Origin of the sequence: Pedobacter fastidiosus, assembly GCF_014306625.1 — a bacterium.
Lineage (GTDB): Bacteria > Bacteroidota > Bacteroidia > Sphingobacteriales > Sphingobacteriaceae > Pedobacter > Pedobacter fastidiosus.
On sequence record NZ_JACRYL010000016.1, the window covers coordinates 76,037 to 93,069 of the forward strand.

The 17,033-nt window shown below is 31.8% G+C and carries 14 protein-coding genes and 1 tRNA gene; 1 reads left to right on the top strand and 14 read right to left on the bottom strand.

Features of this window, described 5'->3' with window-relative positions:
- Positions 1–2: 2 nt before the first annotated feature.
- Together H7U22_RS17015 and H7U22_RS17020 are read right to left on the bottom strand one after the other, a co-directional pair.
- Positions 3–755, bottom strand: coding sequence for a class I SAM-dependent DNA methyltransferase (locus tag H7U22_RS17015; RefSeq protein ID WP_187072543.1), 753 nt, complete (start codon positions 753–755; stop codon positions 3–5).
- Positions 756–757: 2 nt separating this feature from the next.
- Positions 758–1,159 carry a cupin domain-containing protein gene (locus H7U22_RS17020; protein WP_187072544.1) on the bottom strand — a complete coding sequence of 134 codons (402 nt, stop codon included), beginning with the start codon at positions 1,157–1,159 and terminating at the stop codon, positions 758–760.
- A gap of 496 nt (positions 1,160–1,655) precedes the next feature.
- Between H7U22_RS17020 and H7U22_RS17025 the strand changes: the two genes are divergently transcribed.
- Positions 1,656–2,957: a hypothetical protein gene (locus H7U22_RS17025; protein ID WP_187072545.1), complete on the top strand. Its 1,302-nt coding sequence runs from the start codon at positions 1,656–1,658 to the stop codon at positions 2,955–2,957.
- A 235-nt stretch (positions 2,958–3,192) separates the two neighbouring features.
- Here the strand turns inward: H7U22_RS17025 and H7U22_RS17030 are convergent, their stop codons facing one another.
- From H7U22_RS17030 to H7U22_RS17085, 12 genes are all read right to left on the bottom strand, one after another.
- Positions 3,193–4,545: a lipopolysaccharide biosynthesis protein gene (locus H7U22_RS17030; protein ID WP_187072546.1), complete on the bottom strand. Its 1,353-nt coding sequence runs from the start codon at positions 4,543–4,545 to the stop codon at positions 3,193–3,195.
- Between the two features lie 99 nt (positions 4,546–4,644).
- Entirely contained in the window at positions 4,645–6,321 is a 1,677-nt protein-coding gene (locus tag H7U22_RS17035; protein WP_187072547.1) for a GMC oxidoreductase, read from the bottom strand.
- Positions 6,322–6,330: 9 nt separating this feature from the next.
- Positions 6,331–6,906, bottom strand: a complete 576-nt coding sequence (locus tag H7U22_RS17040) for a gluconate 2-dehydrogenase subunit 3 family protein (protein ID WP_187072548.1) — start codon at positions 6,904–6,906, stop codon at positions 6,331–6,333.
- Between the two features lie 62 nt (positions 6,907–6,968).
- Positions 6,969–8,093 (bottom strand): glycosyltransferase family 4 protein, encoded by a 1,125-nt coding sequence (locus H7U22_RS17045; RefSeq protein WP_187072549.1) that lies wholly within the window; start codon positions 8,091–8,093, stop codon positions 6,969–6,971.
- A gap of 16 nt (positions 8,094–8,109) precedes the next feature.
- Entirely contained in the window at positions 8,110–9,297 is a 1,188-nt protein-coding gene (locus tag H7U22_RS17050; protein ID WP_187072550.1) for a glycosyltransferase, read from the bottom strand.
- A gap of 10 nt (positions 9,298–9,307) precedes the next feature.
- Entirely contained in the window at positions 9,308–10,504 is a 1,197-nt protein-coding gene (locus H7U22_RS17055; protein WP_187072551.1) for a glycosyltransferase, read from the bottom strand.
- 58 nt (positions 10,505–10,562) lie between these two features.
- Positions 10,563–11,180: an acyltransferase gene (locus H7U22_RS17060; protein WP_187072552.1), complete on the bottom strand. Its 618-nt coding sequence runs from the start codon at positions 11,178–11,180 to the stop codon at positions 10,563–10,565.
- A gap of 126 nt (positions 11,181–11,306) precedes the next feature.
- Complete coding sequence (locus H7U22_RS17065) at positions 11,307–12,572, bottom strand: O-antigen ligase family protein (RefSeq protein ID WP_187072553.1); 1,266 nt, start codon at positions 12,570–12,572, stop codon at positions 11,307–11,309.
- 40 nt (positions 12,573–12,612) lie between these two features.
- Positions 12,613–14,751: an exopolysaccharide transport family protein gene (locus H7U22_RS17070; RefSeq protein WP_187072554.1), complete on the bottom strand. Its 2,139-nt coding sequence runs from the start codon at positions 14,749–14,751 to the stop codon at positions 12,613–12,615.
- 28 nt (positions 14,752–14,779) lie between these two features.
- Positions 14,780–15,460 (bottom strand): TolC family protein, encoded by a 681-nt coding sequence (locus H7U22_RS17075; RefSeq protein WP_187072555.1) that lies wholly within the window; start codon positions 15,458–15,460, stop codon positions 14,780–14,782.
- A gap of 195 nt (positions 15,461–15,655) precedes the next feature.
- On the bottom strand, positions 15,656–16,807 hold the full coding sequence (locus H7U22_RS17080) for a glycosyltransferase family 61 protein (protein WP_187072556.1): 1,152 nt from the start codon (positions 16,805–16,807) through the stop codon (positions 15,656–15,658).
- Between the two features lie 150 nt (positions 16,808–16,957).
- Positions 16,958–17,031 (bottom strand) — tRNA-Pro (locus tag H7U22_RS17085).
- Between the last annotated feature and the right edge of the window lie 2 nt (positions 17,032–17,033).

Below are 17,033 nucleotides of genomic sequence, written 5' to 3' on the forward strand. Positions count from 1 at the left end.
ATTTATAGTTTCTTTAATACAAAGCAAACACCCCAGGTTTGAGGGCCAGGTAAATTCGAGGTACCAAATTCTTCAGTGTGTAGAATCTGGAAACCAGCAACATGAGCCAACATTTCGATTTCGGGGATGCTAAAATGCCTCATTGAATGAGTTTCCTTAATATGATGCTTTAACTTGTCATTTTTTTCAGTAATCTCGATATCGTAATTTACATCGATAATGTTTTTATTCCAATGATTAATCGGGTTGGCGTACCTAACAACCTGAATCAGATCATTTTCTATAGTTTTAGTGCGCTTCTCTGGAACTAGATTTAAAACGGCTGCGCTATACCAAACATCAAATATAAATAACCCACCTTCTTTTAAATGTTTATTTACATTTTCAAATGCCTCTCTAAGCTCCTTATTTGTATTAAGATAACTAATTACATGAAATAGCGAGAGTGCTGCATCATAACGATTATCACTTTTGTAAGTTGCAATTGTATCTAGTTTAAAGGAAAGATTAGGATGACTATTGTTATTAGCGATATTTAGCATTTCTTGACTTGGTTCTACCCCAACCACAGAAAGACCATTTTGGCAAAAAAGCAATGCATGTTTACCCGTACCAGATCCAAATTCGACAACTGTTTGTACATTATTGCCATACGTTTTAAGTAGATTTAGAATATATTCCGATTCACCAACATAATCTTTATCCTTATATATAAGATCGTAATAAGAACTATAGGCATTAAAGTTTCCACTCATAATTAATGCTTAAATCTTACTTTATCCTCTTCACCAACGTATGGGCCTTGCTTAATCTCGATCATTTCAGAATCTTCAAGCATTTCAAAGCCATGTCCGCCATCCGCTAACAATATAACGTCTCCAGTCTCAATAATTCGAGCTTCTAGGTAGTTTTTGTCATTATCATAAAAGTTAACTAGAACTTTCCCTGTTTTAACATACAAAACCTCTTGCGTTAGGGTAACTTTTCTTTCGACTAATCTATGAACGTGAGGATCAATAATATATCCTTTTTTCCTATTCATATAACCCAATTGTTGCGAAAAATCATCGGGGGTAAAAAAAGATATTCCTTCTTTTTGATAATTGGACCTTATAATAATTGCCAGTAAGGCATTATTATGTTCAACTTTTTCGACCATAATAGAGTGAGGGGTTTTCAGATTTGATACCGCAAGGTAATTACTTTATACTGAAAGAAAAAGTTTGAGATAGAATCTTCTTTCAAAAGAAAGAATAGATGCATAGATTAAAATAAAACTAATTTTTTTAACAAAAATGCAACCTATGAAAAAAGGATGTTAATTCCAACAAAAATTGTTTTTTACGACATTTTAATCATACAAACTCAATCATAAAACTCTAATAAAATTGAATAAAACTCACATAATGAACACTTTACATCAAATTAAGTTAAGCAATCAAAGAATATCATAATAAAGTCATATTATTTTATTTCTTTTATATAATTTTAACGAGTTATGCCTTTTGATAATCCTTAGGGGTAGATTTTTGACTTTTGTCAACAAAGTAATCAATAAATTGTTTTTGTTCATTTTAAAAATTGTGTATAATATTTATTACAATTGTCGTTTAAGACATAACAAACAAATTATCCATTATATTTAGAGATACTTAATGACGAAAAAAAATCAAATGCACCTTTTTTTATCCGTGCTTATAATCCTATTTGCAGCATGCAAAAAAACCGAGACACCTGTAGAAATAGCCCAGGAAACTCCAGTTACTATAGTTCCTACACCCCCAACAACTCCAACTTCTCCAATTATCCCTTTCTATTCAGTTGGAACAGGCTCGGGTAATTTAGTAATTGATGGAAAATCAATGGATTTTACTAATATTAAGTTGGTAAAAGTAAAAGCAGGTTCATATAAAACTATAACGATTTCTAATATCACTGGTTCTTCAACTCAACCTATTGTAATTAAAAATGATGGACTGGTAAACATTAGTGAAATAATGACTACCGAAAACCTTAATTATGTTACAATATCTGGAGATAATACTGATGGTATTGCTTATGGATTTAATTTTGAAAACATAGCATTTAGGGCTTTCCGGTTAAACGGTAAGATGAATTATTTAACTTTAAAAAGCTTAAGCTTTAAAAATGTTGGAGATTACGTTATCACATCTGAAAATTCTACTTTAAAATATACAGGTTCTGCTGATACTCGTACAGAAAACTTCAAAGTTCTAAATTGTTTATTTGATAATACCGGAACAATGGTTTTTGGCGGGGCACTAAATAAGGATACCGGAGAGGACTCTGGTTTCTTTAAAGATGTTGAAATTGCTTTCAATACTTTTCAAAATACTAATGCGGGTACTGTATGTTCATTTTCAAATGTTCAAGACTATTTGGTTCATGATAATGTTGTAAACAACATTAACCCTACCAATAATAATCATAATGGAGTATTTTTTATGCAAGGAAATGGGAAATTTTATTCAAACAAGTTAACAAATTATCAAGGTAACTCAATCAGAATGTGGTTATACTCAAGAGGTTCTACACCAGCTACGAATGAAATTTACAACAACATCTGTTATAATACAAGGAAATATGGAGCTTTTGAATTACAATCTTTCGACAGAAATATGTATTCTGGAAAAACAACTTTCGCAAATGCAAAAGTATATAACAATACTGTAGGTTTAATGAATACTTCGAAAGACTGGGACGGGCAAATTTTAGATCTTTATAACATTGGCGGAACTCTAGAATATTACAATAATCTTGGCTTCAGTCTTTTCACCAGCAATACATATAGGGGCATTACTAATATGATTAACAATATGAGTGAGTCCATAATAACAAAAGAAGAGAATAATAAGTATCTATTAACCCAAGCTGGTGCTGTAATAGATTTAAATACTTTTACTTCGGTATTCGCAGGTATTGGTGCAACAAGATAATGAAGTAGTATTTTAATTTAGGCAGAAAAACCTTGATATTCAAATCCTTATAAAAACTATGTTTATTGTTTTTATAAGGATTTTTTTATTCATTAAGCCGTTAAGTTAAACTGAAAAACTTCCTATAATAGATGTGAAATGCATTCTATCTTAAAGTTGAAGCAATAATCTTTACTATTTAACACCATCAAATGCTATAGGCATTTTAATGATAGTTGAATAGTAAGTACAAAAGCTATTTCGCTTTTAACTTACTTAATACATCTTTAACCATGAGTATAACTTCTTGATAACCTTCCTTATAAAGATCTTTTAAGGTAAACTTTTGATAGTATCTATTGATGGCATAAAAAGCAATAAGCATGCCTGAGGCAGTTGTGAAAATTGATGAAACTGCTATGCCATAAACACTATTCGTTAATTTTACAGCTACTAAATCGGTTACAACTGTTACCAAAACCATTAATATTACTTTCTTAAAGTTAATTTTAGGAAGATGAATAACATCTAATGTTAGCGCAAAAAATCGCTCTGCTGGGTATAGGATAGCAATGAACATATATATCCTTAAAATATTTGGGGCCTCAGTAATAGCATAATTTTTACCGCCAATAATTAATATTGCATAATCAGCAAAAATAAATACCAAAATAAATACTGGCATAAGCAGAATGCTAAGCATCCCAACATATTTTTTCATTACTCTAATTACTTCAGATTTTTGCCCAGAATTGTAACGAGCTGATAAAGTAGGCATCGCAGTATATATAAAGCTTCTTAAGGGGATTTCAACAATTTGTGTAAGCTTGGTGCCTGCTCCATAAACTGCTAACGCAGCCGGACCTAAAAATAATTTTATGATGAAGGAGTCTGCTGTACCTAATAATGTTGCGCTTAAATTTGTACCAACACTGAACTTCCCAAAGTGATAGATTTCCTTTATAGCGCTAGATGTTCTAAAACGTAATTTGGAAAAACCAGTCCATCCAGAAAATAATGCAATCAAGCTGGAGAGTAAATTGGCAAAAAGATAGCAATATAGCGTTGAATAAATATCAATCTTTCCGAGAGCAATAACAACGATCAATGAAATCAAAAAAGTTCCTTGGTTTGAAAAATTCAAAATTAAAAGCCTATCAAATCTTTGTTTGCCTTGTAAAACACAATTAGAAACAAAAAACGGTAAGGATAAAATATAATTTATTCCAAAAAACTTAAGAAACAGCGTGAAGCTTGGATCTTTAACGTAAATGGATAAAAAGTAGGCTGGAATATTTAAAACGATTAAGCCAAGGGTAATTAAAATAGCAATAAACCAACTAGATCCAACTATTTCATTTTGACGATCTTCTGACGAGCCTGCATAAAATTTAACAAAAGCTGTTGTTAAAAAACCTGATCTAAATGTATCAACAAGAAGTAGTATTGTTAAGAAAAAGCCCCAGTTTCCAACTTCGTCAGAGGTAAGAAATCTATATAATATGGAGAAAGTTACAATCCCTACAAGAGCATTAATTCCATTACTTATTAAAGAGAGCGTATGCTTACTTTTAAGTACACCAAATAAAAATTTAAACGTAGACTTCATCAATTTCGGGAATTCTCGAAGATACAATAAAAAAAATCTAATCGCTTCAATTAGGGTTGAGTTGAAATAAAATTATAATTATTTCCAACCTGAACCTAATTATAACCTTCCTGATTTTAGCTCATTAACAGCAAAATCACAAGCTCTTGCTGTTAGTGCCATATAAGTTAAAGATGGGTTTTGGCACGCAGAAGAAGTCATACAACTTCCATCGGTTATAAAAACATTTTTAACTGCATGGATTTGATTATTTCCATTTAACACAGATGTTTCAGGATCTCTACCCATTCTTGCCGTACCCATTTCATGAATGGTTGAACCTCCAGGCTTATCATAGGAGAATCCCTCAACATTTTCAAAACCAGCAGCCTCTAAAATGTTAACAGAGTTTTTCATGATATCTTTCATCATTAATTTTTCATTTTCCTTAAAAGAGAAGTCAATTTTTATAAGGGGTAAACCCCATTGATCATTTTCTTCTTCTGATAATGAAATTTTGTTGTCGTGATAAGGTAAACACTCTCCCCACCCGGCCATCCAAACAGACCATGGACCGGGAGTAGAAATTTCATTTTTAAAGTTAAGGCCAAAGCCTTTCATATTTAAAGCCCGGTCTTCCCAGTTTTGACGTTCTCCTCTTCCTTGTATATTATATCCTCTCAAATAATTGGGATTATTTTCATCTACAAACCGTGGGATTAAAAAGCCACATGGTCTCCTTCCTTTATAGTACATATTATTGAAACCATTATGAATTCCCATTGCTCCTGTAGAGGAATGATGATCCATAAGGTTATGCCCCAACTCTCCACTATCATTTCCTAAGCCATTTGGAAATCTTTTTGATTTTGAATTAAGCAAAATAGCCGTGGTTGCAATAGTTGAGGCATTAACAAAAATAATTTTTGACTTGAATATAAATTCTTCTTTTGAAATTGCATCTATAACTCTAACTCCAGTTGCTTTTTTTGTTTGATCAGTATAAATAATTTCTGCAACAATTGAAAAAGGTCTTATCGTTAAATTGTTGGTTGATATTGCGGCGGGTATTGTTGAACTATTACTGCTAAAATAACCACCATAAGGGCAACCACGAGTACATAAATTTCGGTTCATGCATGGCCCTCGATTGTCCCATCCCCTTGTCAAATTTGCAACCCGAGCTATAGTTAAAACTCTTTTTTCATTATTTTTTTTTATCGAATTTGCCAAATGCTTTTCAATACAGTTTAACTCCATTGGCTCTAAAAACTTGCCATCAGGAAGATGGGGTAAATTTTCAGCCTGACCGCTAATACCAACAAAGGATTCGACATAATCATACCAAGGTGCAATATCTTCATATCGAACTGGCCAATCAACAGCAACACCATCCTTAAGGTTTGCTTCAAAATCTAAATTGCTAAGTCTATAACATTGCCTACCCCAAACTAAAGATCTTCCTCCTATTTGATACCCTCTTAACCAGTTAAAAGGCTTTTCTTGAATATAAGGATGCTCTTTATCACTTACATAAAAGTGCTTATCTGCAGGGCTGTAATTATGGCTTTGAATAGGATTGTCTATTTTATCTTGATTGGTGTTGTTAAAGCCATTTTTAAAATCCCATGGATTAAGAAATGCGGTTGGATAATCAACAATATGCTTTACATCACGACCTCTATCTAACAATAAAGTTTTTAATCCTTTTTTACACAATTCCATAGCAGCCCAACCGCCACTAATGCCCGAGCCGACTACAATTGCATCGTAAGTATCTTCAACTTTTTTATTCATTTTGAGATTTTATCTTGTTGCCCAAGATTTTTGATTTAAACCTAACGGTTTACATGCTATATAATTAACAGGTACATAATCATAAGAGAGACATTTTGTAGCTCCCAAATTAGAACTAAAGTAACCTTCTATTGTTAAGCGTTTTAGTTTGTTAAAAAAGGATTGTCCTAAAAATTTGGCGTTAATCTTATTTAAGATAGAAAAATTGTAATTATCTCTATCCTCAAAATACTGAAGCACGTCTAATTTCTCCTTTTCAGTACATTTAAAAAAAGATTTATCGTACATGTCTCTGGTATAAGTTTCCAAATATTCTAATCCATCCAAAAATTTATGTTGCTCTTTTATTGGCGTACAATTAATTAAAACATTAATTATATATTGATCAACATTTGCCTCTTTAGCACCTGGCGAATCACTTTTAGGTATTATACATTCGGCTAACTCAGCTATTAGTTTTTGATAATCGTAAAAACGTTTTAAATCAACTTCTATATTTAAAACTCTATACTTATAAATTGACAAAGTTGAAACACCAAGAATTCCTAAAAGAATTGCACTTTTTATAGAGGATCGTCGGTTCATTAAGCTTTAGGGTGATTGCAAACAAAAATAATTGATTTATAATAAATAATCCTTAAAATAAATTATTTATTTACCAACTTATCATACTGAAACTCTATTTGCCTTGTCATTTTTGCCACACTAAAATTTTTAAGAATGGTTTCACCTGCATTATCTCCAATTTTCTTTCTAAGTATTGCGTCATTAGCGACAAGAACTAGGGCATCAGCCAATTTTTGAGGATTTTGTACGGGAACTAAAATACCATTTTCTTCATTGATAATTACTTCCTTAGCGCCATCTATCGCTGTAACTACAACTGCTTTATTCATGGCCATCGCTTCCAACATTCCAATAGGTAATCCTTCCCAAAGTGATGGCAAACAATAAATATCTATAGCATTTAAGATATTAGGAACATCTTGTCTAAAATCCATGAAAATTATTCTTCTTTCTATATCCAGTTCTTTTGCAAGCTTTTGGGCATCTGCTTTTAACTCACCATCACCAACAAATAAAAATTTAATATCCAACTCCGATGGGATTAAAGATATCGCTTTTACCAAGGTAATTGGATCTTTTTGTTTGGTCATTCTTACAATGTAGCCAACAAGAACAGTATCTTTTTCAATATTTAATTGAGAACGAACATCTAAAAATTCTAATTTAGGGTTATATTTTTTTAAGTTGATGCCATACTTAACTACGGTTGCTCTTTTCATCTCAAACTCTTTTCGGGCATCTTTTAAATTATTATCAGATACACAAATAGTCAAATCAGCTTTATTAACTAAAAATTTTTCTCCCCAAATTCGCAAAGATCTTAAAATAAAATTTTGATCTGGATGGAAAGACCATCCATGCACGGTGTAAGCTATTGGAATTCCTAATTTTTTTCCGCTATTATATGTATTCGAATTTGCACGAGTTCCATGAGCATGGATGATATCAATTTTCTCTTTTTCTAGGATCTCTTTTACTTGTTTCCACTTTGTAAAATCAAATGGTTTTTCGGTTTCAATAACATATATTTTATTGCCCATGGCTTTGATCCTATCAACCATTGGCCCAGGGGTAAAAGAAAGCACTACACTTTCGTATTTTTCTTTATCCAACTCCTCGACTAAATCCAGCACATGCGATTCTCCGCCTCCAATTTTACCTTGCCTGATGGTTTGTAAGATTTTTATTTTTTTATTCTGGGACATATTTGGGAAGATTATTTTAGTTTGTTTTTATATTAGTTATGGAAGATTCTTGATCATGGGTTGTTGCTATCGAAATTTCGTTCGCTTTATTTGCTTTTAGCAAGGCAAAAACCTGTAAAAAAATGAATTTAGGAGCCTGCTTTAATGAGTCGTAAATTCTTTTATCTGCCTTATAATATTTTAGTGAGGCAAAAAACATCAAGATAAAAATCAATCCAGCTAATACCCAAATCACACTGGCTATCGGCATAACAAATACAGAAATAAGAATACATATTGAGGATGTTATAAATAGCATAAAAAGTGGCGGACGAAGTAGCATAATACTAAACAAAAATTGATTAAGATTTAAGTTTATTATGCTTAGATAGCTCAGTTTTAAGCCCAATACGAAAAACTTAAACCAAGTATTAATCCATCTTGCACGTTGTTTTACCAATTGATCAGATTTTGAGGTCTTCTCATCATAAACAATTGCATTTTCAGCAAAGGCAATCTTCAATTTTCTACTTAAAATTTCATACTGCAAAATTTTATCAAAGCCAGCACCTGTTGTAGTTAAATGGCCTAAACAACTTCTATATAATTCTGTTGTAAATGCCATACCTGATCCAGAAAGTGAAGCCGAAGAGCCTGCATCAAAGAGAAGCTGCCTATCTACAAATCGATAATATATATCTCCTGCAGCATCCAAACAAGCATATTGTGTATTTAAATTTTTTGCTTCTCTAGTGCCCTGAACCGCTTCATAACCATGAGCAAATACTAAATTCAATTCATTTAAATATTCAGGATGAACTAAATTATCACTATCAATAATTGTTAAATATTTATGGGCTCTAGAAAAATGATCAATAGCGTAAAAATGAGATTTAATATTACTTGCTAATTCTGTCTCTGGTCTTAACAAAACGACTTTTTCATCCACAAATGACAGGTTTGAAATATCACAACTATCCGCTACCACATACACCCTATAATTGGAATAATTCAACCTTAAAATTGAATCCACAACCATTGGAAGTAGTGTAGTTTGTTGAAATGCAGTTACAATTATAGCGTAATCTGGTTCTTGATCTAAAGCTATCTTTTCGAATTTCTTTTTTGATTTAAATGCTCTTAGGATATAGAGTAGAAAAGGAAAAACCAAATGAATGATTATTACAAATTGAAATAAAATAAATATAAATTCTAAAAAATTCATTTTTTGATCTTTAAGCAGTTTTTAAGATGATTTCTATTTGTTTCCTCATTTCGTCGACACTATTTTTCCAAGTATGGGTATAGGCAAAATCCTTTCTTTCAGATTCTAATTTATCATTATTATTGGCTAAGGCATACTGAATAAATTTAATATAATCTTCCTTATCCTGAGCGAGATAAACATAATCCTTAAATGCTTCCATAGTTTTTGTAGCGGTTGCAATTGTTGGTTTTCCAAGTGCTAAATATTCATCTATTTTCCTTGGATAATTACCTATAGTTACTGGATTAACCAATTGTGGATTTATACAAATATCAAATGCATTAATGTACTCCGCTAATTGTTTAACCTCTTTTTGTCCTAAAAAAACGATGTTATCTATCTCATGAAGCATACTAGATAAAAATACTTCGTCTTCAGGCCCAACTAAAACAATTAAATATTCTGGAAATTTAATGGCTATGTGTTCAATAATATCTAAATCCAATCTTATACTATTAAGGGCACCAACGTAACCAATTATAGTTTTACCAGTAGGCAGATCAACAGGCCTTTTAAAATTAGAACTATTTTTAAAATCTTCTATATCGCAACCTTGCCCAACATAAAATGAGTTTTTATTGTAATGCTTACAGTATTCTGTTAAATAAATCGAGTTAGCAAAACAAATATTATTCTTAGCGATAAGCAACGGTTCTAAACGAGTTCCGTGTTTTTTCCAGTAATCTACACCCAACATATAATCTCTGGAATAATAAATACTAAGATCTGGTGACAATAGCTCACCTAAGTAGAATGCTTTAAACATTTCATTATCATTAAAGAGAATTACGTTTTCAAACTTTAATTCTAATAGAGCTCGTTTTATCGATTTGGATAATTTTTGACCGTTTCTTTTGTTAAAAAAATCATATAAAAAATCAAGGCTTAGCCAATTTATAGATTCTACTATGCAATCAGGATATAGATTCCATAAATTATCTTGAATTTTTACCAAGCCATTTTCTCGTCCTTTAATAACATTTAATCGTTTTTGTGTTCTACTATCATTTTTACTTTTCAATAGCGTAATTCTATCTAAAGGCGAATTGATATACAAAACTCGATTCGTTTTACTAAACTCTAGAGCAATATTTTTACAATTACTTCCAATTTCAGTATCCCAAGGTTGTTGTCCAATAATTATAATATCTTGTTTAGAATACATTTACAGTTAATATATCAAATGCTTAAACCAAATCGCCAATTAAGTATTTATAAAATGACTAATATTTTCTTTCCCAGATTTTTGTTTCGTGGTTGTACTGTTTAATAATTTTGGCAGGGTTGCCTACTACTACCGAAAAATCAGGTACATCTTTAGTTACCACGCTACCCCCGCCAATTACACAATGCTTTCCTAGAGTAACACCTGCTGTTATAACACTATTTGCACCTATCCAAACACTATCCTTAATGATAATTTGCTTACAGAAAACCTCTTGTTGGGATGGCGAGATTTCTACATCTTCGTAACCGTGATTTAATCCAGAAACAACAATGTTTTGAGCAAACATTACATCGTTACCAATTGTAACGGGGCCGATAATAACATTTCCAATTCCAACAATTGTTCTTGCTCCAATATTTACATTTCCAACTCCATTATTCACTGTTGCAAAATCCTCAATTATAGACTTTTCACCTAAATTAAACTCATTGAAAGGAAAAACATCCATTCTAGTTCGGCTTCGTACAATAGAACCTTTGCCTCTTTTATGTTTAAATGGATTAAGGAGTACTTTAACCCAAAACCGTGGCCTGTGTTCGTTTTTAGGTATCAATAAAGCAAGTACAAACTTCTTTAACTTGGGATTTGATTTTATTCTGCTTACCAAAGTCATAATTAATCAAGATTAGTATCTTTTGAAGCATTATTTGTGATTCTTTTAAAACCACTTCTAAGTCCTATTATAAAACAAATTATAACCGGTATGGTAATTATTCCCCAAGGCATATTATCAATACTATTAGTTTAATATTTCACTTTTCTCTTTCTTCTGCAATTCTGGGCTCGAAAATATCAAAACCCACGATAGATATACGACTATGGAAGATGGCATAGTATTAATTACTTCATTACCATAACTCGAAAATAGTATTCCGGCATATCCCGCCGTTAACGCAATAATTTTAAGCTTAAGAGATTCATCTTGTAAATTCCAAGCAATACCACAAGCCTTACCGAGAATATAAAGCATAATTCCAAGCCAAATGGTTAAACCAACAACACCATACATTGCCCAAATCTTAACAAAATAACTGTCTGGCTGAACGGTTGATAGGTATTTATCTTGATTATATTGAACTCCAAAAGCGCCTATTACCCCTAAGCCTCCACCAAAAGGGCGGCTCTCCATATACGATTTAAGTTCTTGTTGGGTTTTAAATCTAACATTTAAAGATGGATCATCTGGGTTTAATGCTGACCTTAACCTATAAATTTGATAGTTGCTATTGCCTATATAAGTAAACTTAAGGAAAAATAAAAAAGCAAATGCAAAGAGGCCACCAACAATTAAAACCTTAAATTTCTTGGTTAGCACTATAGCAACAAAAGCACCAATTACTAAGGCAAATAATGCACCACGTGTACCAGATATTAACATACCATAGAGCATTAATAATGAACAAATCATTAGAACTATCTTTTTCCATTTTTTAAAATTACCAAGGGAAAGAATTAATGCTATTAAACCAATATGAGCCTGTGAAGCACCAAATTGACCTGCGTCACTATAAAAAGAAAAAACTCTTAGTCTACCCCATAACATATGTGTTATTGCCCCCCCTGAGTCAAGAAACATCTGTTCTCCTCTAGATGGACCTATAACCAACTGTTTTACACCATTTATGGAAGCTAATACTGATGCAGCAATAATAATTACCAAAAAGGTATCTAAATTCTTGTTTTCTCGAAGAATTAAAAACCCAACGGATATTATTAATATTGGATATAATGCTGCAGATCGAATTTCCTGAAGCCAACCCATTACGCTTGCGCCAGGATTGGCAACTTCCAAAATACTTATTACAAGCCAAAACAAGAATAAGTAAATTAGGTCGCTATTTAAGCTTTTCCAGTGCTCTTTTGGTGTTTTAATTAAGATTCCAATCCATATTAATATTAAAAATACTTCTATAAACAATCCATAAGATAAACCACCTATTTCTCTACTTAATATACCAAAGGTAAAGCAATAAATGATAAGAATATATAGGAGAACTATTCTCATATTAAGAATCTTGCATTAAAAATAAAATTTTAATAGGGCACTAATCCCCAATCTGAGTTTTGTTTAACACCCAACCTAAAAATCCAGGTAGCTTTTTAATATACTCTGCAAACTCCCTATCATTTTCAGCAAAGGCTTTTCCATATTCAAAAATGGATATGTTTTTTTCTGTAAAAAGCAGCCACTCTTTGGCAATATTTATGTCGTGTAATGCATTAACATCGACAATTATTAAATCGAATTCTTTACTTAAAACGTCGAAGCCCGCTTTTAAACTTTTTATGCTCTGCGTTTCCAATAATGATTCTCTTGCAGTGCTTTTATTCATTATTGTGATCAGATCTTCAGTATGAATTTCTTTTTTAATCAAAAAAGTTTGAAAATTCTGGCTTGTTGCAAGTGCTTTACTTTCAGATTGAACAACTGGAAGTTCATCAGCAATTAAGAGCACTTTTTTCCCTGTCATTGCAAAAGCATAGGCCAAACAATGAGCGATAAATGTTTTGCCTTCACCCGCAACTAAACTTGTAATTCCTAAGATCTTACTTCCATCAACATCCATCTTTTCGGAAATTTCGAATCTTAAAGATCTAAGCATATCTCGGTAGAATTCATAATTTAGATTTCCACTTTTATCATTCCAGATTTCTCTAATATTTCTTTCGTTGCTTTCAATTTTATTTAAAACCCCAATTGTATTTGCTTTTGTAGCATTAGCAAGCTGTGCTGAAGTTTTTATCTTATTATCTGCAATAAAAATTAAGAAAATCCCTGTAAGGCATAAAAAGAAACTTCCCAATCCTGAACCCGCCAAGTAGATTGCTTTTTTTGAGGCTTCAGGGTTACCTGGCAAACCAAGCTGTTCTATTTGAAGCCTTAACCCCATACTTTGACCAGACTTGTTTTGATTAAACTGATCTAAAGCAGTCATATATTCCTTAGTGGCTAAATCAGCCTCCCTCTCGTAATTCTGTATATCAGCATCATAAGGAACCATACTACTATATCGACCACGCAAAACCGACAATTCTTGATCTATAGATCTCATGCTACTTTTAGCTTGTTGCATGGCGATTTCTAAATTCAATTTTTGAGTTACTAGCGCCTGTTTAGAGGTACGTGGATCAAGCACATTATCATCAGAATTTTGATTGGATTTTGAGTTTATCAATCTTGTTAAAGAATCAACTCTTTTTTGATCCGATGCTCTAAAATTATTTTCAATAAAAGCATTGTTCGCTAACTCACGTTCTTTCTTTAAGCTTACTATTTCCCTATTATCTGCACGACTACTTCCGTTTACGAAAGAATCGCTTCCTCTAAGCTTACTTTCTATTGTGGCAATTGCACCTTGATTAGATTGAATTTGTCTGATTGCATCAGCTCGTTGAGATTCGTATTGTGAAATTTGTGCATAAACACTAGCAGATTGTTCACTTAAATTAAGCACTCCTTTACTTCTTTTGAAAGTAGATAAAGAGCCATTTTTATCATTCATAACCAATTCTTTCTGCTTTAGAACAGAATCTAAAAGCCTTATCGAATTATTTTGGTTACTACTAACATCTGAAGAATAGTTTGTGATAAATTCAGTGGCTAAGTTGTTAACAACAAAGGCCGATAGATTCGGATTTTCAGATACATATTCAACATTAATATAATCGCTATTTTCAGTATGGTTAATATCTATTTCTTTCTTTAAAAGCTCTTCACCATAACCCATAGATTCGATAATATCATATAGTTTAAATTTACCATCATTGTCTGCAAGAGTTAATACAGATTTAGTTGCTAGTTTTTGCTTGTATAAATTGATTACTTCTTGTCTCTGCCCAGCATTCAAAGAATCAATCTTTTCACTATACTTTCTAAAAGCTACTCGAGGTTGCTCTAAATCATGTAATATTAAATTATAAGATAGAATATTTATAATTTTCTTCATCTTAAACTTCTCCATAATGTTACTAAACTGCTGACTAACTTTAAAGAAATCAGTAGTTTCATTGGAGATAACTTTTTTAGATGGATCTAATAAACCTGTAGAAATTTGTGTTTCTGAACTATATTGTTTTGGTAAGTTTTGAACCAAAAAGTAAGTAATTATAACAGCAATAATGGGTACTAGTATTAGCACCCATTTATATTTATTAACTAATTTTAGAAAAGATTTTATATCCATACGTTAAGATTTAAAGACCAACAAGTCTTTATTTTACATCGGTAAGTTTAGCACCTATAATTTCTTCTAACAAGTCTTTTGATTTGAAGTATTGAGCTTCGGCCTGAATTTTTCCTTGCATCGAATTAAATTGATTAATTCTAGATTGATTATAAGCATCCAAGCTAATTTCCCCCTTTTCGAATTTATTTCTTAAACTTTCGGCTACCCCTTTATTTTCTTGAGCCATTTCAGTGGTTAACTTTAATAAGCTAATTTGTTGAAGATAATCGTAGTATCTTTTTTTAACTTCCGTACCCAAAGTTAATTTAAAGTCTTGCTGCTGAAGTTGAGCTATTTTATAATCTGCCTTGGCTTTTTTTGCTAAAAATGGTTTTTGCAGGAAAGTTCCTAAATTAAAATTTACCCCTAATTGGAATCCATTAACCGAATAAGGATTTACCGGATTAATTGCGGCTTGATCATTAGGGCGATAAATGTAAGAGGCATTAAAGATATCTAAATACGCTAAGGATGAATTCACTACATCAGCATGCGCTTTCTCAACAGTTACATCAAAAACCTTTGTTCTTGGATAGTTCTTTAAAGCTAAATCAATGTATTTCTCTAAGTCTGAATATTTAATCTCAGGAATAATAGATTCTTGGGCGTAGGTTTTTACACTTAAAAGCATTAAAGCCGTTAAAGCGATTTTAAATAGATTTTTCATTAATTACTGATAGGGATTTATAAGATTGTTAAAATGAATTCTCAAATATACAATTAAACTTCTTCTTTTTGAATTAAGGCATAAAAAGTTTTAATAATAATCTCCAAATTTCAAAAAACCAAAGTGGTTTGCGGAATAATAGTTATCAAGCTCCTGTTGAGCTTATTAAACTCTACATTTTATTATAATATGATACTATATTTTAAAAATATGATTTAAACAGTTTTCCAACTTTTGAATCGATACATAAATATCTTCTGTTGATCCTTCACGAAAACTAATACTTCCATCTGCAATACCTTCATAGTAGGCTGAATATTCCATTTGCATTACATTGGCGAGATATGCAAAATAATCAGGCACATAATTACAAGAAAGGAGTTCGAATAAGTGGGTCTGTGGTGAGCACCAAATAATATTTGCAAACGATGCACCGTGAGGACCAATGATAAATGATGCATTACTGTAAATGGAAATCTGTTCCTTAACAGTTCGTTTTTTATCTTCTATAATTTCAAAATCGAATTTTTTAAGAAGCGTAATGAGTTCATCTTCATTTATAATCTTCCTTCTGCCTGCACGGCTTATATAAATTCTATTTGGATTGGTCTTAATAGGTTGAAATTTTCTTTCTATAAGGTTTTTCATTGATAGAATATCATCCAAATTAGGATGCCAACTGGTTCCGTTTGCCATAAGAAACCGCGGAGAAATTACTTTATATTTTTGACTATCAATTAACTTGTCAGGGTTCAGACCAAATAATTCTAGGTATTCTTTTTCATAATCACCACCGAAAGGAGCATAAGAAATATACGCATCAGATAGATTCACCTCAGGCCTAGCTTCAATAATTCTTGATATTTTAATTGCAACGAAATATAGATAATCATAATAACCACAGTAACCGTTTTCATCTTGATTATGACTAAATGGAGCAATAACAGACGCCACCGAAACTGTTTCTCTGGTATCATCAGAATAAACGTCTTTATAAAAACCCTTATGATCTCGATGGGTTAACAACACCTTATTTCCAATTATTACCGAACCGTATATAGAAAGATAAGCTTGGTCTTCAGGTTTGCTATAATCCCATACGTATAATTGGTCTGTAGTTATTTTAATATCCTTAAAAATAATTTTTTGCTCGTCAGCACAATCTATAACTTTTGGAAGTAAATACTCATTCCCCTCAACTGTTTTTATTTGATATGGCTTTAGAAAAGATTTTGTCTCCTCAAAACTCAAAACATTAAAGCCTTTTAACCTAATTCGCAGATCTTTCAGAAAGGAATACAAAAGACCAAAGCCTAAAACTTTAGCTATTTTTTTTAAATAGGGCATATTTAGCGTAATATAATATTTTAACAATAGTTTTGAATTACGAAGATATGTAATGATTGTAATAAGAAAAGAGTAAATGAAATTAAAACAAACAAAAAACCCTCTAAATTTTCATTTAGAGGGTCGTTGTAGACTTTAGGTCTATGTTAGTCGGGATGGCAGGATTCGAACCTACGACCTCCTGCTCCCAAAGCAGGCGCGATACCGGGCTACGCTACATCCCGAA